The sequence below is a fragment of the Gemmatimonas groenlandica genome (assembly GCF_013004105.1).
GTDB lineage: Bacteria > Gemmatimonadota > Gemmatimonadetes > Gemmatimonadales > Gemmatimonadaceae > Gemmatimonas > Gemmatimonas groenlandica.
In genome coordinates, this window is record NZ_CP053085.1 from 1,935,860 (window position 1) to 1,957,278 (window position 21,419).

Here is a 21,419-nt window from a genome sequence, read left to right on the forward strand (position 1 = left end):
TGTGATCGTTCGGTGCGATCGGTGGCCTCCGTGTTCCGGTTGTTACGGAGCTTTCGAAGGCACCGCGAACCGTTCGAATTACAATCGGCCCAGCCGGAAACCGGAGAGCTCAAAGCAGTGTTTCATTACTGAGGCATGTTCTGCCCAAGCAATCCGTTCCTTTCCGACACCAAACCCAATCCATGAACGCTTCCGCACACACCGCCCGCCTCGCCGCCGGCGTTGCCCTGCTCTTCTCTGTCACCGCCGCCGGCGCGCAGACCACGCAGCCCGACTACGCCGCGGCCATGCACCGCGAGCACATGAACGAGACCCCGACCGCATCCGCCGGCGCCCGCATCGCGCCGCGCCTCGATGTCGTGGGCGAGACGGTGACCTACGCCACCATCAACGGGAAGGCCATCAAGGGCTTCCTCGCCAAGCCGGCCGCCGGCGCCAAGACGGGCAAGGCGATCATCATGGTGCACGAGTGGTGGGGCCTGAACGAAGGCATCCAAGCCATGGCCAAGCGTTACGCCGGTGAAGGCTACACCGTGCTCGCCGTCGATCTGTTCGGATCGGTTGCCACCACGCCCGATGCCGCAATGAAGCTGTACCAGGCGGGTATGGCGGATATTGCTGGTGGTGAGAAGAACCTCGGTGAGGCCATCACGTACCTCAAGAAGGCCGGCGCGACGTCGGTCGGCTCGGTGGGCTACTGCTACGGCGGTCACTGGTCGCTCCGCACCGGCCTCGTGGGCGGCGCCAACCTCGACGCGGTCGTGATGTACTACGGTGCACCGATCACCGATCCGGCGCAGCTCGCGCGTCTCAAGGCGCCGGTGCTGGGCCTGTTCGGTGGCAAGGACACCGGCATCCCGCTCGATAGCGTGCGCGCGATGGAAGCAGCCATGAAGAGGGGCGGCCGCAAGGTCACCATCAACGTGTACGAGAACGCCAATCACGCGTTCGCCAACCCGACCGGCCAAGCGTACGACAAGGCGGCGGCCGAAGATGCGTTCGCCAAGACCGTGGGCTTCTTCAAGGCCAACCTGAAGTAGCTCGCACGGCCCACGCGTGACCTGATCCGTCGGTGGCGATACATTCGTGACATGACTACTCGTCGCGATTTTCTCGTCACCGGCGGCGCCGCACTCGGCGCGCTGGCGATCGGTCCCAGCGCTCTGCGGGCACTGCCCGGATTCAAGCCGCTCCCCGCGCTCTACACCGACGCGGCCACACGCGAACTCATGATGGAGGCGCTCGACGCCGCCAAACGCTACGGCGCCTCATGGGCCGACGTGCGCATCTCGCGCAATCGCAACAACAGCATCCAAACGCGCGAACGCCAAGTCACCGACGTCGTCGACACCGACACGATGGGTTGTGGTGTGCGCGTGCTGGTTGATGGCTGCTGGGGATTCTGCGCGACGCAGGAGCTCACCAAGGAAGGCGTCGGTACGGCCGCGCAGGAAGCGGTGGCCATTGCCAAGGCCAATCGCATTGCGCGCGACCGTCGCGTCGAACTCGCACCCTCGCCGGCGCATCCGAACGCCACGTGGCGCAGCGCCTATCAGATCGACCCCTTCACCGTGCCGGTGGAAACCAAGGCTGATCTGCTTCTGCGCGCCAACGCCGAGGCACTGAAAGTGCCCAACGTGCGCTTCGTGAACTCCGGTCTCTCGTTCGTGAAGGAAGAGCGCAACTACGCGAACACCGACGGCTCGGTGATCACGCAGGACTACGTGCGCAGCTGGGTCACCATGAGCTGCACCGCCGTCGCGCCTGATCGCTCCGGCACGGCCGTGCGGGGCCCCGAAGTGGTGCAGCCGGCCGGTCGCGGCTGGGAATACGTGCTCGAAGCCGACATCGTGAAGAACGCCACCAAGTGGGGTGAGGAAGCCGCCGAGAAGCTCACGGCCAAGCCGGTGGAACCGGGCCGCTACGATCTCATTCTGCATCCGTCGCAGCTGTTCCTCACGATTCACGAATCGCTCGCGCACCCCACCGAACTCGATCGCGCCATGGGCTACGAAGCCAACTACGCCGGCACCAGCTTCATGGCACCGCCGGAGAAAGTGCTCGGCTCGCTCAAGCTCGGACCGCCCATGATGAACCTCGTGGGCAATCGCAACGAAGTCGGCGCGCTCGCCACGATCGGCTACGACGATGACGGCGTGCAACCCGACACCTTCCACATCGTGAAAGACGGTATTCTCAACGACTACCAGACCACGCGCGAACAGGCGCCGTGGCTGTCGTCGTGGTACGCCAAGAACGGCAAGCCGGTGCGCTCGCACGGCTGCTCGTACGCGCAGAGCTGGGCCGACGTGCAGTTCCAGCGCATGCCGAATGTGTCGCTGCAGCCTGGGGCCAAGGACCTCAGCTGGGATGATCTCATCGCCGCCACCGACAAGGGCATCGCCATGATCGGGCGTGCGTCGTACTCGATCGATCAGCAGCGTTACAACGCGCAGTTCGGCGCGCAGCTCTGCTACGAAGTGCGCAAGGGCAAGATCGTGGGCCAGGTGAAGGACGCCGCATACCAGATGCGCACGCCCGACTTCTGGAACACGCTCGACATGCTCGGCGGCAAGAGCAGCTACGAGTTCGGCGGCACCTTCAACGACGGCAAGGGCCAGCCCGGACAGGCGAATGCCGTGAGCCACGGCTGCCCGCCGACGCGCTTCAAGAACGCGAACATCATCAACACGGGACGCACGGTATGAGCGAGTCCTCGAGCGACACCATGCGCGATAGCATAAGCGACACGAAAGCCATGGCTGCGATCGGCGTGCTTTCGCGCGAACAGGCGCAGGCGATCGTCGAGCGCGCCGTGAAGTTGTCCAAGGCGGACGCCGTGCGCGTCTCGGTGAACAGCTCGCGCGAAACGAATCTACGCTTCGCCGACAATCAGATGTCGACGTCGGGCGTGACGACCAACAGCACGATCCGGATTCAGAGCGTGTTCGGCAAGCGCAAGGCGAGTGTGGTCACCAACGATCGCAGCGACGAAGGACTCCGTCGTGCGGTCGAACAGTCGGAAGCATTGGCCCGATTAGCCCCGGAAGACCCCGAGTATCTCGGTGAGCTGCCGCCGCAAACGTACGCACCCGTGAACGCGTGGTTCGATCGCACCGCCGATCTGTCGGCGGAAGACCGGGCCAAGGCCGCGATGACAGCCCTCGCACCGGCGCGCGCGGCGAAAGATCTCACTGTGGCGGGCTTCATCATCTGCAACGCCAGCGCGAGCGCGATCGGCAACAGCGCCGGTCTGTTTGCGTATCATCGCGGCACGAGTGCCAACTACACGCTCACCGCGCGCACCACGGACGGTACGGGCTCGGGCTGGGTGGGCAGTGAGAGCACCGACTGGAGCGCCATCGACTTCCAGTCGGTGGCCGACCGTGCCATCGACAAGGCGCGTCGCTCGCGCAATCCAGTGGGCATCGAGCCCGGTCGCTATACCGTGATCTTCGAGCCCGAGGCCACGGCCAATCTCGTCAGTCTGATGGGCGGCGCCTTTCAGGCCCGTTCCGCCGACGAAGGACGCTCGGCATTCTCGAAGGCCGGTGGCGGCACGCGCCTCGGTGAAAAGATCGTGGATGAACGCGTCACGCTCATCAGCGACCCGGGCGACGCACTCATTCTTGGCTCGCCGTTCGATGGCGAAGGCATGCCCACGGGCAAGCAGACGTGGGTGCAGAACGGCGTGCTCAATCAGCTGGCGTACAATCGGTTCTGGGCCAACAAGCAGGGCAAGACGGCCACCGGCGGTGCGCAGTCGCTGCGCATGGCCAGTGGCAAGGACTCCATCGAGTCGATGATTGCCAGCACCACGCGCGGTGTACTGGTCACGCGGCTGTGGTATCTGCGTCCGCTCGACGCGCGCACGCTCATGTACACGGGACTCACGCGCGATGGCACCTTCCTGATCGAGAACGGCAAGATCGCGCGTTCGATCAAGAACTTCCGCTTCAACGACTCCCCGCTGTTTATGCTGAATAACCTCGAAGGCGTGGGAGCCGCGGTGCGTACGGCCGGCGGTGAAGGTGGGCCGGGCGTCGCGATGCCGCCCATCAAGGTGCGCGATTTCAACTTTTCCAGCTCGTCGGACGCGGTATGATCGACCCGCGCGCGGCGCGCCGCACAAAACGGGCGGTGCGCTTCGCCGTGGGGCTGTTCTTGCTGGGCACGATCTTCCTTTCGGGTCCGCGCCCCAGCGTGGAATGGACGGACACGAGTCCGTACGCGGCCACGATGCACGTGGTCGCGTCAGCGCTTCCCGACAGCATCGCTGAGTTCCCGCAGTGGTTTGCAACGCAGGAGCGCGCGGCGGGCGTCACCGATCCCGACGTCGCGAAGCGCGTGATGTTCGCCGACAGCGTGCACCCGTCGAAGACCGCGTGGAGTGTGGTCTATCTTCACGGCTTCTCCGCCACACGACAGGAAACGTCTCCGCTCAGCGAAGAAGTGGCGCGCGCGCTCGGAGCCAACCTGTACGAAACGCGACTCCGCGGCCACGGGCTGCCTGGCGATTCCTTGGGTCACGTCCAGGCACGCGACTGGATGGGCGATGCCGCCTTCTCGCTCGACGTGGCGCGTCGGCTTGGCGACTCGGTACTCGTGATCGGCACCAGCACCGGCGGCACGCTCGGCGTGTGGCTGGCCACGCTGCCCAAGCCCGTGCGTGAGGGACTGCACGCGCTCGTGCTCATCTCACCAAACTTCGGTCCGAAAGATCCCGACGCCGGCTTGCTCACGCTGCCCTGGGCCGAGGTCGTGCTGCCGCGTTTCATTCCGCAGCGCGAATGGACCGCGAAGAATGACGAACAGAAGCGCTTCTGGACGATGCGCTATCCGTCGGCGGCGCTCTTCCCGATGCAGGCGCTCGTCGAGCATGTGCGCGACGCGGCACTGAGCGGCTATGACGTGCCCACGCTCGCGTTCTACAACGAAGGCGACAACGTCGTCGACGCGAAGCGCACCACGACATGGCTCGATGCCCTCGACGCCGAAGGGACGGTGAAAGCGCAGCGTGTGGTGGTCATTCCGACCACTGGCGAAGATGGGCACGTGATCGCCGGCCGCATCGTGTCGCCCAGCCAGACGGCCACGTTCCGCGATCGCATCGTGGCGTTCGTGCGCCCGTAGTTGCCGCCGCGGGACTACGCGCCGTATTTCCAGTTCCGCGCTTTGCCCTCGGCCAGCATCTCGATCGCCTGCTCCACGCGCTTGGCTTTCGTTTCGTCGCGTTTCGCTTCGGCGATCCACTCGCAGTACTCGCGGCGGTGCGAGGGGCTGAACGCGTCGAAAGCCGCCTTGGCCGCTTTATCACGAGCCAGTGCCTTCGCCAGCTCTGGCGGCACGACCACCGGCTTGGGCGCAGCGCCCTTCTTCGCGGCGGGTCGCGCGAGCTTCACGCCGGCGTCATTGAGCGCCATCGCCTTTTTGATGTACTTCTTGAGCGTCGTCTTGTTCGGCAGATCCTTGATGCTCGTGATTCGCCCGAACTGCCCCATCGCCTCGTCGGTCATCTCCTCGCCCAGCACCTGACGACCGAGCCAGAAGTTGAGTGCACAGTGCGCCTTGAACGACGCCGTGCTGCACATCATGCCATGGTAATCGAAGTGCGGGAAACTCCACTTCATCGTTTCCTCCACCTCGGGACACGCCTCGTGTACGATCTCGCGAATGTGTTCGAGAATCGGCTGGGCAAAAGGCGCCGACTTCGCGATGTATGCATCGATGCGGGGATCGCGTGAACTCATGGGGAATCCTCAGTGATCGCGGAGCCTGATCAGCCCTTCCTGTGCCACCGACGCCACCAGCGTACCATCCTGCGTGAAAATCTCGCCGCGCACGAAGCCGCGCGCGCCAGCGGCCGCTGTGCTGTCCATGCTGTACAGCAACCACTCGTCGGCCCGGAACGGGCGGTGCATCCAGATCGTATGGTCCAGCGAGGCGAGCTGGAGCCGCGGGTCGCGATACGACACCTGATGCGGCAACAGCGCCGTTGGCAGAAAGCCGTAGTCCGACGCGTACGCGAGAATCGCCTGATGCGTGATCGCGTCGTCGGGGAGCGTATCGATCACTCGGAACCACACGAAGCGCTTCGCTCCGCGCGATTCGTCGGTGCCCGGTACATGTGACGTGAACGAGCGGAAGTCGATCGGACGATCCTGCGTGAGCACCGTGCGCAGCTCTGGCGGCAGCACCTCGGCGCGCTCGCGAATCTGGTCGAGTTCCGGCATCAGATCTTCGGGCGGCGGTACCTCGGGCATTTCGCTCTGATGCTCGAGCCCGTCGATGTGCACGTGGAACGAGGCCGACAAATGAAAGATGGCCTCGCCATGCTGAATCGCCGTGACCCGACGGCTGGTAAAGCTGCCACCGTCCCGAGGGCGATCTACAAAGAACACGATGGGGGCCTTGAGATCGCCGGCGCGCAGAAAGTAGCCATGCACCGAGTGCGCCTCGCGCGGCTCATCCACGGTGCGTCGTGCGGCCACCAGCGCCTGCGCGAAGACCTGTCCGCCAAACACACGGCCAGTGCCGAGATCGCGGTTCTGGCCGCGATAGATGTTGACCTCGAGTTTCTCGAGCTCGAGTAACGACAGCAGTTCTTTGACGACGCTCATGCGGTGGAATATGGGCGCGAGTTGTGGCCGACGCGACGCGGCGGTAGCATGGGCGCATGAATCGCGCGCTCCGCTCATTCCTGTTGGCATTGGTCTGTGCCGTCGCTGCCTGGTCGCTGGCCCGCACCAAGGGGGCATCGCCGCCGACCCTGCCTACGCCGGCTTCGGCGCCGGCGTCCGTTCCCGCAACGGCACCGATCAACCAGCAATCGTCCGAGACCAACCCCGTCGGCTTCCGCCCGATCGGCTTCCGCTCGTCGGCGCGCCTGGTGGAGCACTACGAAAAGCACGGGCGAGAGTTCGGAAGCGTCTCGCAGGCCCAGTACCTGCAGCTGGCGCAGCAGTTGCGCGACGCGCCCGTGGGCGGCGACATCCTCGAGGTCGTGCGGCAGTCCGACGGGGTAGTCTCCCGCTTTGACAAAGGCAGCGGTGCGTTTCTGGCCGCCGACCCGGACGGCACCATCCGCACCTTCTTCAAGCCCAACGACGGGGAGGCCTACTTCCGTCGGCAGGCCCGGCGCTCCCCCCGCTCGTGAACCCGGTTCAGACGACATCATGATCAGCGCCGAGCAGCTGCTGGAGCAGTGGGCCCGTACGGTGGATGACGTGGAGCACGGCTACGCGCTCACGTACGAGGACTACCTCAACGACCTGGACGTCCGGCGGGCCCTCGACGACGCCCCTCTGCCCTACGACGCCCGGGAACGCTTGGCGGCCCTCGACGCCCGCTTCCAGGAGGTCACGTTCCCCTCTGGAGAGTGCGTCTGGGGGGTGGAAAACGAGGAGGCGGAAGGGTGGGACCGGATCGCTCATTGGTACTACTGGCGGCTGCCAACTCACCCCGGACCCGCCTTTCACGACGAATGACCGATTAGCTTTCAGGGCTATGTCCCAAAGTCCTGACTCCGTGGAAGCCAGTCTCAGCCTGTCCGAGCGTGTTCGTGCCGCGACCGAGCTGCTCGAACAGTTCGCCGTGAACCGGGCCGATCTGCTCCATATCTCCGACGACGATCGCAATCGCCTGCTCAAGGCCGCCGGCGAAGTGTCGCGCCCTGATGCCATCCTGCGTCGCCAGATGGTCAAGGCCACCAAGCGGAAGAAGCGCGTCGAGAGGACGATCCGGACGCAAGAGGCGGAGTCGCAGCTACAGGAAACCGGCATCCGCCGCCTGCGCCGTCAGACGGTGTTCACCACGCCGAACTATCTGCTGCCGGCCTCCGACGAGCAAACCACGGTCGAGTCCGATCCCGACTTCCGCGAAGCGCTCGAAGAGCAGCATTGCTACGTGTGCAAGCGCGACTTCACCGTGCTGCACCACTTTTACGATCAGCTCTGCCCCACGTGCGCCGAGTTCAACTACCGTAAGCGCGGTGAGTTGGCCGACCTCTCGGGGCGTACCGCCCTGCTCACGGGTGGCCGCGTGAAGATCGGCTATCAGGCCGGCATCAAGCTGCTCCGGTCGGGCGCGCATCTCATCGTGACCACGCGCTTCCCGCGTGACTCCGCCGCACGATACGCCGCCGAGCCCGATTTCGAGCAGTGGTCGCATCGGCTCGAGATCTTCGGGCTCGACTTGCGCCACACGCCCAGCGTCGAAGCGTTCTGTCATCACCTTATGGAAACGCACGATCGTCTCGACTTCATCGTGAATAATGCCTGTCAGACGGTGCGTCGTCCGCCCGACTTCTACAAGCACATGATGGAGGGCGAGACGGCCGCCCTCAGCAGCATGCCCGATCAGGTGCGCAAGCTGCTCGGCGCCTACGAAGGCGTGCGTGGGTATCACATGCTGCCGGGCTCCACCGACGCCGAAGACGGCGAGATGCTGACGCCGAAGAATCTGCCGCGCGCGTTGGCCGAGGTGGCGGGCATTACGCACGCCGCCGAGCTGTCGCAGGTGGCGCTGTTGCCGGAGGAGCATACCGATCGTGGCCACCTCTTCCCCGAGGGCAAGCTCGATCAGGACATGCAGCAGGTCGACCTGCGCGACCGCAATTCGTGGCGGTTGCTGATGCATGAAGTCCCGAGCGTGGAGTTGCTCGAGGTGCAGCTGGTGAACGCGATCGCGCCGTTCCTGCTCAACGCGCGGCTCAAGCCGCTCATGCTGCGCACGCCGGATCGGGACAAGCACATCGTGAACGTGTCGGCGGTAGAAGGCCAGTTCTATCGGAAGTTCAAAACGACACGTCACCCACACACGAACATGGCCAAGGCCGCGCTCAACATGATGACGCGCACCTCGGCGGCGGACTACGAGTCCGACGGCATCCACATGAACGCTGTGGACACCGGTTGGGTGACCGACGAAGATCCCGTCCACATTGCGGAAAAGAAGGTGGCCGAACATCGCTTCCATCCGCCGCTCGACATCGTGGACGGCGCTGCCCGCATCGTCGATCCGATCATCGACGGCATCAACACCGGCGAGCATGTGTGGGGCAAGTTCCTCAAAGACTACACGCCCACGGACTGGTAGGCCTCGGGAGCATCCAACGCCATCGGCCATTCGGCTAGATTTCCCGAATGGCCGAACCCACCCAGTCGTTTCCGATCGATCGTCCCGCCATTCCGGGATTCCGCCCCGTGCCGCACACGGGCGTCATTTACGTGATGGATCGTGCGCGCCAACTGGGCTTTCGCCCCGGCAGCACGGATTGGTGCAATCTGGGTCAGGGCCAACCGGAAACGGGCCCGCTACCGCATTCACCGCCGCGTCCGGCCGACGTGCACATCTCATCGGACGATTACGAATACGCGCCCGTGGGGGGCATGGAAGCGTTGCGACGCGCGGTCGCGAACCTGTACAACGCGCGCTATCGCGTAGGGAAAGCCTCGCAGTACGGCCCCGAGAACGTGTGCATCTGCGGTGGTGGCCGCTCGTCGCTCACGCGTGTGGTGGCGTCACTCGGCAACGTGAATCTGGGCCACGTGCTGCCCGACTACACGGCCTATGAAGAGCTGCTCGAGATCTTCGGCTCGTTCAGCGCCATTCCGCTGCTGCTTGAGCCAGAGACCGGCTACTCGCTCTCCACGCGCGATCTGCGCCGCGAGATCACGGGCCGCGGACTCGGCGCGCTGCTCATGTCGAATCCGAGTAACCCCACCGGCCGTGTGTTGCGCGGCAGTGCGTTGGCGTCGGCCGTGCACGAGGCGCGTGACCTCAAGTGCACGCTGATTCTCGACGAGTTCTACTCGCACTACCTGTGGGATGAAGCGCTCGTCTCAGGCACAACGGTGAGCGCGGCCGAGTATGTGGACGATGTGAATGTGGATCCCGTCGTGATCCTCGACGGGCTTACGAAGGGCTGGCGTTGCCCCGGCTGGCGTCTGAGCTGGATCGTCGGTCCCGCCAGTGTGATCGACGCGGCCACCAGCGCCGGCAGCTTCCTCGACGGCGGCGGCAATCGTCCGCTGCAGGATGCCGCCTGCGAACTCCTGGAGCCGGCGCGCGCGCGTCTGGAAGTGATCGCCATTCACGAAGCATTCGCGAAGAAGCGTCGCTTGCTGGTGGACGGCCTGCGCTCCGCCGGCCTCACGGTGGAGCACGAGCCCGAAGGCGGCTTCTACGTGTGGGCCAGCGTCGCCGCACTGCCGGCGCCGCTGAACGAGGGTGACGCGTTCTTCGAGGCCGCGTTGAACGAGCACGTGATCACCGTGCCGGGCAGCTTCTTCGACATCAACCCCGGTAAGCGTCGCGCCGACCACACGTCACGGTTCCGTCAGTATCTGCGCTTCTCCTTCGGTCCCGACGAAGCGAGCGTCACGACCGCCGTGGAGCGGATCAAGTCGATGGTCGCGCGCGCCGGCGACGCGTAGGCGGCAACGAACAAACAGCAAAAGGTTCACGCGAAGCACGCGAAGGGCCGCGAAGAGACGCGAAGAACAGCATTTTTGTTTTTCTTCGCGTGCCTTCGCGGCCCTTCGCGCCCTTCGCGTGAACCAGTTGTTGCGAATGCTGTTAAAAGCTCAACCCGCGCAGATACTCGAAGTTCGTCTTCGCACTCGCCAATTCATCGGCCGCCCCTTCCTGCTCGACGAAACACGGCTTCTTGGCCAGCTCCGGCACGGCGGCCAGGAACGCGCGCAGATCAAACGTGCCCGCGCCGAGCTCCGTGTCTTTGGAGCGGTCCGCCACCACGTTCTTCAGGTGGAACGACCCGATGCGGTCCTTGTAGCGGTTCAAGTAGTCCATCGGATCGCCGCCGCCCATCAGCATGTTGCCGACGTCGAGTTGGAAGCGCACGAACTTGAGCTCCGTGCGCGCCAAGAACACGTCGAGCGGAATCTCTCCCTCGACCTTTCGCAGGTGATCCGGCTCGTTGTGGAACGCCAGCCAGATGCCGGCGCGGCGGGCCTCTTCTCCTGCCGCGTTGAAACGGTCGGCCCAAATCTTCCAGGCGTTGATCGACCGCTTCGTTTCACTGGGCAGGCTCGGCACCACCAAGTACTGATGCCCGAGCGTCTTCGCCGTGCGCAGACTCTCGGACCACTCGCTGAGGAGCGTTTCCGGGGCCATGTGGGCCGAGGTGGCAGTGAGGCCTTCGGCTTTGAGCGCCGCCTTCACCTGGGCCGTCGAGCGATCGAAGTTCTTGAAGCTCCAGAGCAGCTCGACGTCGGTGTAGCCGATGGCGCGAATCGCGGCGAGCGTCTTCTCCGGGTTCTCCTTCATCGCCTTCCGTACCGCGTACAGCTCGAGGCCAATGCGGTCCAACCGAGCGGCGGGAGCCGCGGAGGCGTTACGGGCGAGGAGAGCACCAGTGCCGAGGGCACCCGCCCCAAGGGCGGCGAGGAAGGATCGACGGGGCATCGGATTCGTCATGCCTTGAGGTTACCGGCGAAAAGCTGAACGCGCGACCGTGCGGGCGCGTAAACTTTGCGAGAGTCTCTCCCACCTCCGGAGTCGAGCATGTTTGTGATGTCCCCCCGACGGGTCGCGTCCCGTCTGGCCACCGCCGCTATTTTCGCGGCACCCGCGATCCTGAACGCGCAGAATTCCAACGCCGGTTGGGATGCGCAGCAGATCCTGCGCACCGAATCGTTCGTGAAGCCGCCCGAGAATCTCGTGCGGATGATCACGACGCCGCGCGTCGATATCTCCTTCACGAATGCGAGTCCCGATCGTCGCTGGTTCCTGCGCGCGACGGGCAGCGACCGCGGCGACATCAAGGCATACGGCGCACCGCACATCTGGCTTGGTGGCGTGCAGGTCGATACGCGCGCCAATCGCGCGCGGTCGCTGACCACCAGCAATCGCAACGGCCTCACCCTCGTCGATCCGAAAACGGGCATCACGCGCGCCATCAGCGTGCCCGCCGGTGCATCGATCTCGTCACCGGTGTGGTCACCACGCGGTACGCAGGTGGCGTACATCGCGAACTTCCCGACCGGCTCGTACGTGTACGTGGCCGATGTGGCGAGCGGCAAGTCGGCGCAGCTGTCGCGTCGTGCGCTGCTGGCCACACTCGTCACCACCATCGAGTTCACCGCCGACGGTCGCTACATCGCGGCGGTGCTGGTGCCCGAGAATCGTGGCGCGGCCCCGGAGCATGGCGACGGCGGCATCGAAGACGGCCCGCAGGTGCGGCTCACCGACGCCCGCGCCGTGCCGCAGCCCGTGCATTTCAGCTTGCTGCAGGATCCGCATGACAAGGCCCAGCTCACCTATTACACCAAAGGGCAGCTCGCCCTCATCGACGTGAACAGCAAGTCGGTGCGCGCGATTGGTGCGCCGGCCACGATTCGCGATATCGACGCGTCCTCTGATGGAGCCTTCGTGCGCGTGACGCGCATGACGGAGCCGTACTCGTATCTGGTGCCGGTCTCGGCCTTCGGCTCAGTGGAAGAGCTGTGGGACGCCAGCGGAAAAGTGATCACGACGCTCGCCACGACGGCGCTGCGGGAAGGGGCACCGGCCGACAACGGCGACCCCACGGCCGCTCCCGGTGCGCCCGGTGCCGCCCGCCGCGGACTCGGCGCCGACAGCGCCAAGCGACACATCCAGTGGAATCCGATCGGCACCGGCCTGCTGTACGTGCAGACCGGCAAGATCGTGCAGTGGCGCGCGCCGTTCGGCGCCAACGACACCACGGTGCTCTATCGGGGCAGCGCGCAGTTGGGCACGGTGATGTACAGCAGTGACAGCAGCACGATGTTCGTCACCGACAGCGGAGCGACGATCGCCGTGCGCGTGAAGGACACCTCCAAGCGCTACAACCTCGGTCGCACCGTCACGCTGCCCGCCGCGATTGCTGGCTTCGGTGGCGGCGGTGGTGCCGCGCGCGGCGCCGCCGACTCCACGCAGGGCGCCGTGCTGCTGCGCACCTCCGCCGGTGGACGTCGCTACGTGATCATGTCGAAGGACGGCAAGTCGATCGCACTTTCCGGCACCCGGGCGTATGGCGCCAAGTGGGCCACGCAGGCGCCGCGTCCGTGGGTGGACAAGCTCGATATCGAGTCGAAGACCCGTACGCGCGTCATGGACAGCCCGGCGAACATGTACGAAGAGTTCGTTGCGCCGCTCGATGATGACGTCTCGCAGTTCATCGTGACGCGCGAGTCGAACACCACGATTACCGACGCCTGGCTGCGTGCGGCCGGCAGCACCGACGCCAAGAAGCTCACGACCAATCTCGACGTGGCTCCCGAAGTGACCGGTGCGCAGTTCAAGCGCCTCGAAGTCACGCGTCCGCGCGACGGCACCAAGTTCTGGGTGGAAGTGACGGTGCCGCGCGACTGGAAGCCGGGCACGAAGCTCCCCGGCGTGATCTGGTTCTATCCGCGCGAGTTCAGCAGCGCGCAGGACTACGAGCGCTCGCGCTACGTCACGAACATCAACAAGTTCCCCGAAGTGCCCTCGGCGCGTCCCGCCACCGCCACCAAGCTGTGGGTGAGTCAGGGCTACGCGTTCATCGAACCCGATATCCCGATCTTCGGCGACGCCGGCAAGATGAACGACAACTACACGCGCGACCTCAAGGAAAACCTCGACGCCGTGCTCGATGCGGTGGTCGACGCCGGCTTCGTCGATCGCGACAAGATGGGCATCGGCGGACACAGCTACGGCGCCTTCAGCACAGTCAATGCGCTCACGCTCATGCCGAACTTCAAGGCGGGCATTGCCGGCGACGGCATGTACAACCGCACGCTCACGCCGTTCGGCTTCCAGAGCGAGCGTCGCAATTTCTATCAGGCGCAGGACACGTACCTCGACATGTCGCCGTTCCTGCGGGCCGACAAGATCTCGGGCGCGCTGCTCATGTACCACGCGATCGAAGATCAGAATCAGGGCACCGATCCGATCAGCTCGCGTCGCATGTTCCTCGCCCTCCAAGGACTCGGCAAGCAGGCCGCGCTGTACATGTATCCGTACGAAGATCACAGCGTGGCTACCTATGCCAGCGACCTCGATCTGTGGGCGCGTTGGGTGGCGTGGATGGACACGTACGTGAAGAACCCGAAGCCGGCGCAAGCCAAGGCGGCGCTCGTTCCGTAAGTTTCGGTGGTGACCACGCCACCGACTCCGCACTACTTCGCCAGCGCCGCCGACTTTCGGCGCTGGCTCGAAACCCACCACGACTCGCACCGCGAGCTTGTGGTGGGTTTTCACAAGGTAGGCACCGCTACGCCGTCGATGACATGGACGGAATCGGTGCGCGAGGCCCTGTGCTTCGGCTGGATCGACGGGGTGCGACGGCGCGTCGATGACGCGCGCTATTCCATCCGTTTCACGCCACGCAAAACCGGCAGCATCTGGAGCGCCGTCAACCTGCGGCACGTCGACTCGCTGATCGCCGAGGACCGCATGCATGCCGCCGGATTGGCGGCCTATCAAGCGCGCACCGATGCAAAATCGAAGGTGTACGCGTTCGAACAATCCGAGGTCGCGTTCGCGGACGCCGATCTCGCCCAGTTCGCCGCCACGCCGCACGCGCGTGCGTTCTTCCAGGAACAGCCCGCCGGCTATCGGAAGCAGGCGACGTGGTGGGTAATCAACGCGAAGCAACCCGCCACGAGGGCCAGACGTCTGGCCCAGCTGATCGCCTGCTCAGGCAATCGAGAGCGGTTGCCGCAATACCGCCGTTAAGGACGGGTTCGCTACGATCGCTGCTTGCGCAGAAGTTTAGTCTTACCTAATTATTTGTTATGCCAATGCGATACCGGATTATTCGCTTACTCTCGATCTGCGCCGTGCCGGCGCTTGCCCTATCGGCGACGAACCTCTCGGCCCAGCGCCCGCCGGCCGACAGCACGAAGCGCGATACCACCGCCCGCGCCCTCCCCACGCTGCAGGTCACCGCCACCGCGGTGGCCACCGAAGCGCGTCGCATCGCCCAACCCACGGCCGTGCTCAGCGGCGCCGAACTCCGTCGCGCCAACTCCGCCTCGCTCGGTGAAACGCTGCAGCAGATCCCCGGCATCCGCTCGCTCTCCATGACCACGGGCATCGGGAAACCCGTGATCCGCGGGCTCACCAATAATCGCGTCGTCACGCTGGCTAACGGCCAGCGCACGGAGACCCAGCAATGGGGGCACGACCACTCTCCCAACGTGGAATCCGCCGACGCCGAGCGGCTCGAGGTCGTAAAGGGACCGGCCAGTGTACTCTACGGCTCCGACGCCCTGGGCGGCGTGGTGAACGTGGTGCGGCGCCCGCTCCCGATCGCGGAGAACGCCGAACGCGTGACGCGCGGCCGCATCGCCACGGCATGGAACAGCGCTGCGCATTCGCCATCGCTCACCCTCGTGGGCGAAGGCGCGAGCCCGCTGGGCGCGGGGTCGCTCGGGTGGCGCCTCAGCGGCACCGGACGCCGCGCCGTTGATCTGCGCACACCCGGCGGCATCGTCCCCAACACCGGCAACATGACCGGCTACACCGAAGGGGCGTTGGGTTGGCAGGGGGCACGCGCTGACGTGACCGGCACCGGCTCGCTGCGCGACGAACGCATTCAAGTAGCCGATGACCCGATCACGGCCCCGAACTACACCGGGCGCCAGCAGATCCGCACGCTGCGCGGCACCGTCGACGCCAACCTCCGAAGCGGCGGACAGCGCTTACAACTGCAGGCCGGCGTCGAACAGAATCGACGCGCCGAATTCGGCGACGACCGCACGCGGACCGTGGCGCTCGGCTTGCTGTCACGCACCGCGTCAGGCTTCGCCCATTGGCACCATACGCCGATCGCCGGTGCCACCGGCGTGGTCGGCGTCGCCGTGCAACACACACGCTTCAGCACCTTCGGCTCGCAGACGCTGATTCCCGACAACACCGCCCGCTCGTTGGGTGTCTATGTACTCGAGCAGCGCAACGTGGGCGACTTTGCGCTCTCCGCCGGCGCGCGCCACGACTGGCGCACGTTGTCCACGCCGGGCAATCGCGTGCTCGGCCTGCCGCCAACGGAACGCGCCTTCACCGCGAGCACGGGTACGCTTGGCGCGGTGTATCGCCCCACCTCGCCGCTCTCCGTTGCCGTCAACGTGGCGCGCGGATTCCGCTCGCCCAGCGCGTCGGACCTGTTCGCCAACGGCTTTCACGAAGGCACCCGAGCGTTTGAAATCGGTCGCGCCGATTTGCGGGTGGAGTCGAGCGTGAATGTCGACGCCGCCCTACGCCTGCGCACGTCTCGCGTGACGGGTGAACTCACCGGCTACGTGAATCGCATTCGCGATTACATCTACTTGACACCGGTCGGCATGCCGGGGCGCGCGCTCGACTCGCTACAGATCGAGCAGGGCAATGCGCGACTCGTTGGCGCTGAACTCGGCGCAACCATCGCACTCACACGAACGCTGTCGCTGCAGACCACCGCCGATGTCGTGCACGCGACCAACACGAGCGACCGCACCGCCCTGCCCTTCGTGCCGCCCCCGCGCGCCGTGCTCACGATGCGTTGGGACGAGCGCGCACCCGGCCGTCATGCGTCGCTCTCGAGCGAGTGGAACGCCAAACAGACGCGCACCTTCCGCAGCGACTTTGCACCGCAGGCGTGGAACGTGGTGTCCGCGTCGGCGGGGTTGAGTCGTCTCACGCCGCGCGGACTCGTGCACCTCGATGTGAGCGTACGCAACCTGTTCGACACACGCTACCGCGACTTCATGTCACGCTTCAAGGAATTCGCCGATGCGGCAGGACGTGCCTTCGTGCTCCGCGTATCGGCTGACTTGTAAACGCGCGCCGTCAACTGCGCGCTTTCAACAACAGCGCGGGAACAACCACCGCGTTCACATGGCAGGTACCGGCCGTGACGCGAACGTTGGACGTGTTGAAGTTCTGGTAGCCCGTCAGGCGCACCTCGACGCTGTACGTTCCCGGACGCTCGAACGCCGCCGCACGCGTGTCGGAGGCGACGAGGATAAGCGAGTCGACGTACGCGCCGTCGCGCACCACACCACGCGCCGTCGCGGCCAACGGCGCCATCGTTTCGGCATCCTTGATCGTGACCGTGATGCCGGCGCGCGCCGACGCATCACACACGATGGGATCCGACGGCGAGCTCGAGCAGGCGCCGAGGGTGCACAGTGCCGTGAGGAACAGCAGCCCCGACAACATCGAAATGGGTCTCGTCATGGCTCAATCATATCGCGCGAACCGCTATTCGGTTCCGCCGGCGCGCCGAGGCTACTTGCCAGCGGCTACTTGCCAGCGGCTACTTGCCAGCGGCCGTCCGCCCGGCAGCTTCTAGGGATGCTGACTTCCCGCTCCCGCTCCCGCGTCCTCGTCGCCACCGCCCTGCTGGCGACCACTGTTCGCCTCGGCCACGCGCAATCGACGCCGAGCACACCGCCCTCCTGGGCCGCGCGCCTCGACAGCGTGGCCCGTGCCGCCCTCGCGACCTCAAAAGCGCCCGGAGCAACCGTGGCCGTGGTCGTCGATGGCAAGCTCGCGTATGCACAAGGGTACGGTCTCGCGAACGTGGAGACACAGCAACGGATGACAGCGGACATGCTGCTGCGCGTCGGCTCGGTGACCAAGATGTTCACCGGCACCATGCTCGCGACACTCGCCGAGCAGCAGCGTATCGACATGTCGGTGCCGATCGGCGACATCGTGCCGTCGCTCAAGGGAAAGAAGGTCGGCGCCGTCACGACGCAGCAACTCATGACGCACAGCGCCGGCTGGCTCGACAACGCCGTGGCGTATGGCCGTATGGGTGAAGGCGCGCTCGGCGAAGTGATGCGCGAGGTCGGCGACACGCTGTTCTACACCGAGCCCGGACACACTTTCTCGTATTCCAATCCCAGCATCTCGATGGCGGGCTACGTAGGCGAAGTGGCGGGCAAGCAGCGCTTCGCCGCGCTGGTGGAATCGCTCGTGCTTCGACCGGCCGGGATGAAACTCAGCACGTTCAAGCCGCTCGAAGCGCTGACCTACCCGATCGCGATGGGACATCAGGCCGGGACCGGCGGCATGCAGATCGTGCGACCGATGACGGAGAACACCGCGCAGTGGGCGGCGGGATTCCTGTTCGCCACGGCGCCTGAGCTGGCGCGATACACCATCGCGTTGATGAACGGCGGCACAATCGACGGCGCGGAGGCCTTCTCGGCCGGCGCCGTCCGTCGGGTCACCACCGGCTACGTGGCACACCCGGGCGGCTCCGGACTCGATTCGGCGATGTACGGCTACGGCCTCGTGGTCGGGCGCTCGGGCAAGGATCGCGTCTGGACGCACGGAGGGGCGATCAACGGTTACAACGCGAGCCTCACCATGCTCCCCGACCGCAAGGCTGCGGTGATCGTGCTCGTCAACGGCCCCGGCTCGGGGATCGATGCGATCGAATCGGCCGCGTTGCAGCTGGCGGTGGGCTACTCCCAGCCGAAAGTCGCAGCACCGGTGGCGCGAGACGCCAACGCCGCCGAGCGCGCCGCGTTGGTGGGGCGCTATGCGCAGGGGCGCAACGTGCTCGAGGTCCTCGAGCAGGACGGCGCACTCAAGGTCAAGCAGGGCCTCTCGGTGATGAGCGCCAAACTGGTCGGCGCGAACGAGCTACTGGTCACGCCACCCCAGGGCGCGGCGCTCCACCTCTATGTCCGCTCCGAGAACGGAAAGGCCGCGTATCTCTACGCCGGATCGCGGGCCTTCGCCAGGCAGTAGCGCTCCATGCCGCCCGCGGCGGCTCACGCTGGATGCATGTACGCCGAGAAGAGCGTGACCATGTCAGGCGGGATGCGTGTAATTCGCCCCGTATCGCGCGCAATCAGCGTCCACAGCGACCGTCCGCGGGCCAGCACGTGATCATCGGCGGTCCGCACGATTTCCGTGTGGCGCTCGAATCGCCGTGAGTCCACGGCGCCGATCCAGGTGCGCGCCACGATGGCGTCGCCGAACACCGCCTCCCGGCGATAGTCGATTTCGTGGCGCGTGGCGACCCAGCCATACACCTGTTTCATCGCGTCCGAAGCGCTGGCGTTCCAGTGGGCCAGCGCCACGTCGAAGATCCAGCGGAGGTAGACCACGTTGTTCACGTGGTCATTGTCGTCGATGTCCGACGGCAGCACCGTGATCGGGATATCGAAGACCTGCAGGCCGTGCTTGGCGAACGACATTCGGGGGGAGGGGTTGAGGTCCTTGAAGCCGGAGCGGAAGTTAGCACGATGCGATTCTCATCGGGACGAGCCCTCCGCGACCAGCGCGCCCATGCCGTGACCTTTTTCGGCATGTCCGGCGTCGGCAAGACGTCCCTCGCCGGGTTGCTGCAGAAGCACGACTGGTTCCAGTATTCCGTCGACTATCGCATCGGCACGCGATACATGGACGAGCACATCGTCGACAACTTCAAGCGGGAGGCGATGCGCAATCCCTTTCTGCGCCAGTTGCTGCGCTCCGACTCGATTTACATCCGCTCCAATATCTCGTTCGAGAATCTGAGCCCGCTGTCCACGTATCTGGGCAAACCGGGCGATCCCGAGCGGGGCGGTCTGTCGTTCGACGAATACCGTCGTCGACAGGCGCAGCACCGGGTGGCCGAAATCCGCGCACTGCTCGATGTGCCCGAATTCATCGAGCGCGCTAAGGACATCTACGGGTACTCGCATTTCGTCTGCGACTCGGGCGGAAGTCTCTGCGAAGTCGTCGACCCGTACGACGAGCACGATCCTGTGTTGCGATGTCTCGCGGATCACACGGCGCTCGTGTACATCCGCGGCACGCCGGCGCATACGCGCATGTTGGTGGATCGCTTCCGCGCACATCCGAAACCCATGTACTACAACCCGGCCTTCCTCGATGCGAAGTGGACCGAGTACAAATCGCTGCGCGGCATCGTGCACGATGAGCAGGTCGATCCCGACGACTTCGCGGTGTGGGGATTCGAGCAATTGCTCGCGCACCGCATTCCGCTCTACGAGGCGATCGCGTCACGCTATGGCTACGTGATCGACATGAACGATGTCCCCGGGGTCTACACCGAGTCCGACCTGCTCGACCTGGTGGCCCGCACCATCGACGCGCAGGTGACCGCGTGAGCGCGCCGGTCGCGGCCGCGGTCGGCGCGCCCAAGTCGGCCAGCAGTCGCCTGCGCTCTATCGTGGGCGGGTCCGTGGGTAATCTGGTGGAGTGGTACGACTGGTACGTGTACTCCGCGTTCTCGCTCTACTTCGCGAAGAGTTTCTTCCCGCCCGCCAATCAAACGGTTCAGCTGCTGAATGCGGCGGCGGTGTTCGCCGTGGGCTTCCTCATGCGTCCCGCCGGCGGCTGGCTGATGGGGCGCTATGCCGACAAGCACGGACGGCGCGCCGCCCTCACGATGTCGGTACTGCTGATGTGCGGTGGCTCGCTGTTGATTGCGATCACGCCCAGCTACGCCAAGATCGGCGTGATCGCGCCGGCTATGCTGGTCCTGGCGCGTCTGCTGCAGGGGTTGAGCGTGGGCGGCGAGTACGGAGCCAGTGCCACGTATCTCAGCGAGATGGCCGGCAAGACGCATCGCGGCTTCTGGTCGAGCTTCCAGTACGTCACGCTCATCATGGGTCAACTGCTGGCGCTGGCGGTGCTGCTGCTGCTGCAGCGCACGCTCACACCGGCCGAGCTCGAGTCGTGGGGCTGGCGTATTCCGTTCATCGTCGGCGCGGCCTGCGCGGTCGTGGCCGTGGCCATGCGGCGTGGCCTCGAAGAGACGTCGGCCTTCGAGAAGGATCGCGCGTCGCGGCCACCGCAGAGCGCAGCCGCCACGGTGCGCGGCCTCATGGCTCATCCGCGCGCCGTCCTCACCGTGGTCGGGCTCACCGCCGGTGGCACCGTCGCGTTCTACACCTTCACGACGTACGCGCAGAAGTTTCTCGTGAACACCGCCGGCTTCAGCAAGAGCGACGCGACGTACATCAACGCGATCTCCCTGCTGATCTACATGATGCTGCAGCCCGCGGTCGGCGCCCTCTCCGACCGCATCGGTCGCCGGCCGGTGCTCACCGCCTTCGGCGTGCTCGGCACCCTCGGCACGGTGCCCTTGCTCACCGCGCTCGAAGGGGCCCGTACGATTCCGCAGGCGCTGTCGCTGCTCATCCTCGCCCTCGTCGCCGTCAGCGGCTACACCGCCATCAACGCCGTCGTGAAGGCCGAGCTCTTCCCAACCAGCATTCGCGCCCTCGGCGTCGGCTTCCCGTATGCCGTTGCCGTCTCCGTGTTCGGCGGCACCGCGGAGTACTTCGCGCTGTGGTTCAAGAACATGGGCCACGAACGGTGGTTCTACTGGTACGTCACCGGCTGCATTCTCGCGTCACTGGTCGTGTATGCGACCATGCCCGAAACGCGCGACAACACCCACATGGACGAGTAATGCCGGCCAGCGCCGCGACTATGGGCGC

Annotated in this window: 19 protein-coding genes; 14 read left to right on the forward strand and 5 right to left on the reverse strand. The window is 65.5% G+C overall.

Going from position 1 to position 21,419, the window contains the following annotated elements:
• The first annotated feature begins 182 nt into the window (after positions 1 to 182).
• From HKW67_RS08180 to HKW67_RS08195, 4 genes are read left to right on the forward strand one after another with little or no spacing between them, the layout of a single operon-like run.
• Positions 183 to 1,040: a dienelactone hydrolase family protein gene (locus HKW67_RS08180; RefSeq protein ID WP_171224913.1), complete on the forward strand. Its 858-nt coding sequence runs from the start codon at positions 183 to 185 to the stop codon at positions 1,038 to 1,040.
• 51 nt (positions 1,041 to 1,091) lie between these two features.
• Complete coding sequence (locus tag HKW67_RS08185) at positions 1,092 to 2,708, forward strand: TldD/PmbA family protein (RefSeq protein ID WP_171224914.1); 1,617 nt, start codon at positions 1,092 to 1,094, stop codon at positions 2,706 to 2,708.
• Complete coding sequence (locus tag HKW67_RS08190; protein WP_171224915.1) at positions 2,705 to 4,105, forward strand: TldD/PmbA family protein; 1,401 nt, start codon at positions 2,705 to 2,707, stop codon at positions 4,103 to 4,105. The genes HKW67_RS08185 and HKW67_RS08190 overlap by 4 nt, the downstream gene beginning before the upstream one ends.
• The gene (locus HKW67_RS08195) at positions 4,102 to 5,133 is read left to right on the forward strand and encodes an alpha/beta hydrolase (protein ID WP_171224916.1); all 1,032 of its coding nucleotides are present in this window, start codon (positions 4,102 to 4,104) and stop codon (positions 5,131 to 5,133) included. The genes HKW67_RS08190 and HKW67_RS08195 overlap by 4 nt, the downstream gene beginning before the upstream one ends.
• A gap of 14 nt (positions 5,134 to 5,147) precedes the next feature.
• On the opposite strand, the gene HKW67_RS08200 is transcribed toward HKW67_RS08195, so the two are convergent.
• Positions 5,148 to 5,750: a YdeI/OmpD-associated family protein gene (locus tag HKW67_RS08200; protein WP_171224917.1), complete on the reverse strand. Its 603-nt coding sequence runs from the start codon at positions 5,748 to 5,750 to the stop codon at positions 5,148 to 5,150.
• Between the two features lie 9 nt (positions 5,751 to 5,759).
• On the reverse strand, positions 5,760 to 6,620 hold the full coding sequence (locus HKW67_RS08205) for an acyl-CoA thioesterase (RefSeq protein ID WP_171224918.1): 861 nt from the start codon (positions 6,618 to 6,620) through the stop codon (positions 5,760 to 5,762).
• Positions 6,621 to 6,676: 56 nt separating this feature from the next.
• Between HKW67_RS08205 and HKW67_RS08210 the strand changes: the two genes are divergently transcribed.
• The 4 genes from HKW67_RS08210 to HKW67_RS08225 are packed head-to-tail and all read left to right on the forward strand — an operon-like array spanning position 6,677 to position 10,436.
• Entirely contained in the window at positions 6,677 to 7,156 is a 480-nt protein-coding gene (locus HKW67_RS08210; protein WP_171224919.1) for a hypothetical protein, read from the forward strand.
• 19 nt (positions 7,157 to 7,175) lie between these two features.
• The gene (locus HKW67_RS08215; RefSeq protein WP_171224920.1) at positions 7,176 to 7,487 is read left to right on the forward strand and encodes a hypothetical protein; all 312 of its coding nucleotides are present in this window, start codon (positions 7,176 to 7,178) and stop codon (positions 7,485 to 7,487) included.
• A 19-nt stretch (positions 7,488 to 7,506) separates the two neighbouring features.
• Positions 7,507 to 9,096 carry an SDR family NAD(P)-dependent oxidoreductase gene (locus HKW67_RS08220; protein ID WP_171224921.1) on the forward strand — a complete coding sequence of 530 codons (1,590 nt, stop codon included), beginning with the start codon at positions 7,507 to 7,509 and terminating at the stop codon, positions 9,094 to 9,096.
• Between the two features lie 47 nt (positions 9,097 to 9,143).
• A complete protein-coding gene (locus HKW67_RS08225) occupies positions 9,144 to 10,436 on the forward strand; it encodes a pyridoxal phosphate-dependent aminotransferase (protein WP_171224922.1) in 1,293 nt (430 codons plus the stop codon).
• A gap of 142 nt (positions 10,437 to 10,578) precedes the next feature.
• On the opposite strand, the gene HKW67_RS08230 is transcribed toward HKW67_RS08225, so the two are convergent.
• Positions 10,579 to 11,427: a sugar phosphate isomerase/epimerase family protein gene (locus tag HKW67_RS08230; protein WP_171224923.1), complete on the reverse strand. Its 849-nt coding sequence runs from the start codon at positions 11,425 to 11,427 to the stop codon at positions 10,579 to 10,581.
• A gap of 99 nt (positions 11,428 to 11,526) precedes the next feature.
• On the opposite strand from HKW67_RS08230, the gene HKW67_RS08235 reads away from it, so the two are divergent.
• From HKW67_RS08235 to HKW67_RS08245, 3 genes are read left to right on the forward strand one after another with little or no spacing between them, the layout of a single operon-like run.
• Positions 11,527 to 14,112 carry a S9 family peptidase gene (locus tag HKW67_RS08235; protein ID WP_171224924.1) on the forward strand — a complete coding sequence of 862 codons (2,586 nt, stop codon included), beginning with the start codon at positions 11,527 to 11,529 and terminating at the stop codon, positions 14,110 to 14,112.
• A gap of 9 nt (positions 14,113 to 14,121) precedes the next feature.
• Positions 14,122 to 14,703: a YdeI/OmpD-associated family protein gene (locus HKW67_RS08240; protein ID WP_171224925.1), complete on the forward strand. Its 582-nt coding sequence runs from the start codon at positions 14,122 to 14,124 to the stop codon at positions 14,701 to 14,703.
• Positions 14,704 to 14,762: 59 nt separating this feature from the next.
• Positions 14,763 to 16,784 carry a TonB-dependent receptor gene (locus HKW67_RS08245; protein ID WP_171224926.1) on the forward strand — a complete coding sequence of 674 codons (2,022 nt, stop codon included), beginning with the start codon at positions 14,763 to 14,765 and terminating at the stop codon, positions 16,782 to 16,784.
• Between the two features lie 10 nt (positions 16,785 to 16,794).
• Here the strand turns inward: HKW67_RS08245 and HKW67_RS08250 are convergent, their stop codons facing one another.
• On the reverse strand, positions 16,795 to 17,184 hold the full coding sequence (locus HKW67_RS08250) for a hypothetical protein (protein ID WP_171224927.1): 390 nt from the start codon (positions 17,182 to 17,184) through the stop codon (positions 16,795 to 16,797).
• A gap of 117 nt (positions 17,185 to 17,301) precedes the next feature.
• On the opposite strand from HKW67_RS08250, the gene HKW67_RS08255 reads away from it, so the two are divergent.
• A complete protein-coding gene (locus tag HKW67_RS08255) occupies positions 17,302 to 18,711 on the forward strand; it encodes a serine hydrolase domain-containing protein (RefSeq protein ID WP_171224928.1) in 1,410 nt (469 codons plus the stop codon).
• Between the two features lie 23 nt (positions 18,712 to 18,734).
• On the opposite strand, the gene HKW67_RS08260 is transcribed toward HKW67_RS08255, so the two are convergent.
• On the reverse strand, positions 18,735 to 19,163 hold the full coding sequence (locus HKW67_RS08260) for an acyl-CoA thioesterase (RefSeq protein WP_171224929.1): 429 nt from the start codon (positions 19,161 to 19,163) through the stop codon (positions 18,735 to 18,737).
• Positions 19,164 to 19,211: 48 nt separating this feature from the next.
• Between HKW67_RS08260 and HKW67_RS08265 the strand changes: the two genes are divergently transcribed.
• Positions 19,212 to 20,081, forward strand: a complete 870-nt coding sequence (locus HKW67_RS08265; RefSeq protein WP_171224930.1) for an ATPase — start codon at positions 19,212 to 19,214, stop codon at positions 20,079 to 20,081.
• Positions 20,078 to 21,391, forward strand: coding sequence for an MFS transporter (locus tag HKW67_RS08270; RefSeq protein WP_171224931.1), 1,314 nt, complete (start codon positions 20,078 to 20,080; stop codon positions 21,389 to 21,391). The genes HKW67_RS08265 and HKW67_RS08270 overlap by 4 nt, the downstream gene beginning before the upstream one ends.
• The last annotated feature ends 28 nt before the right edge of the window (positions 21,392 to 21,419 follow it).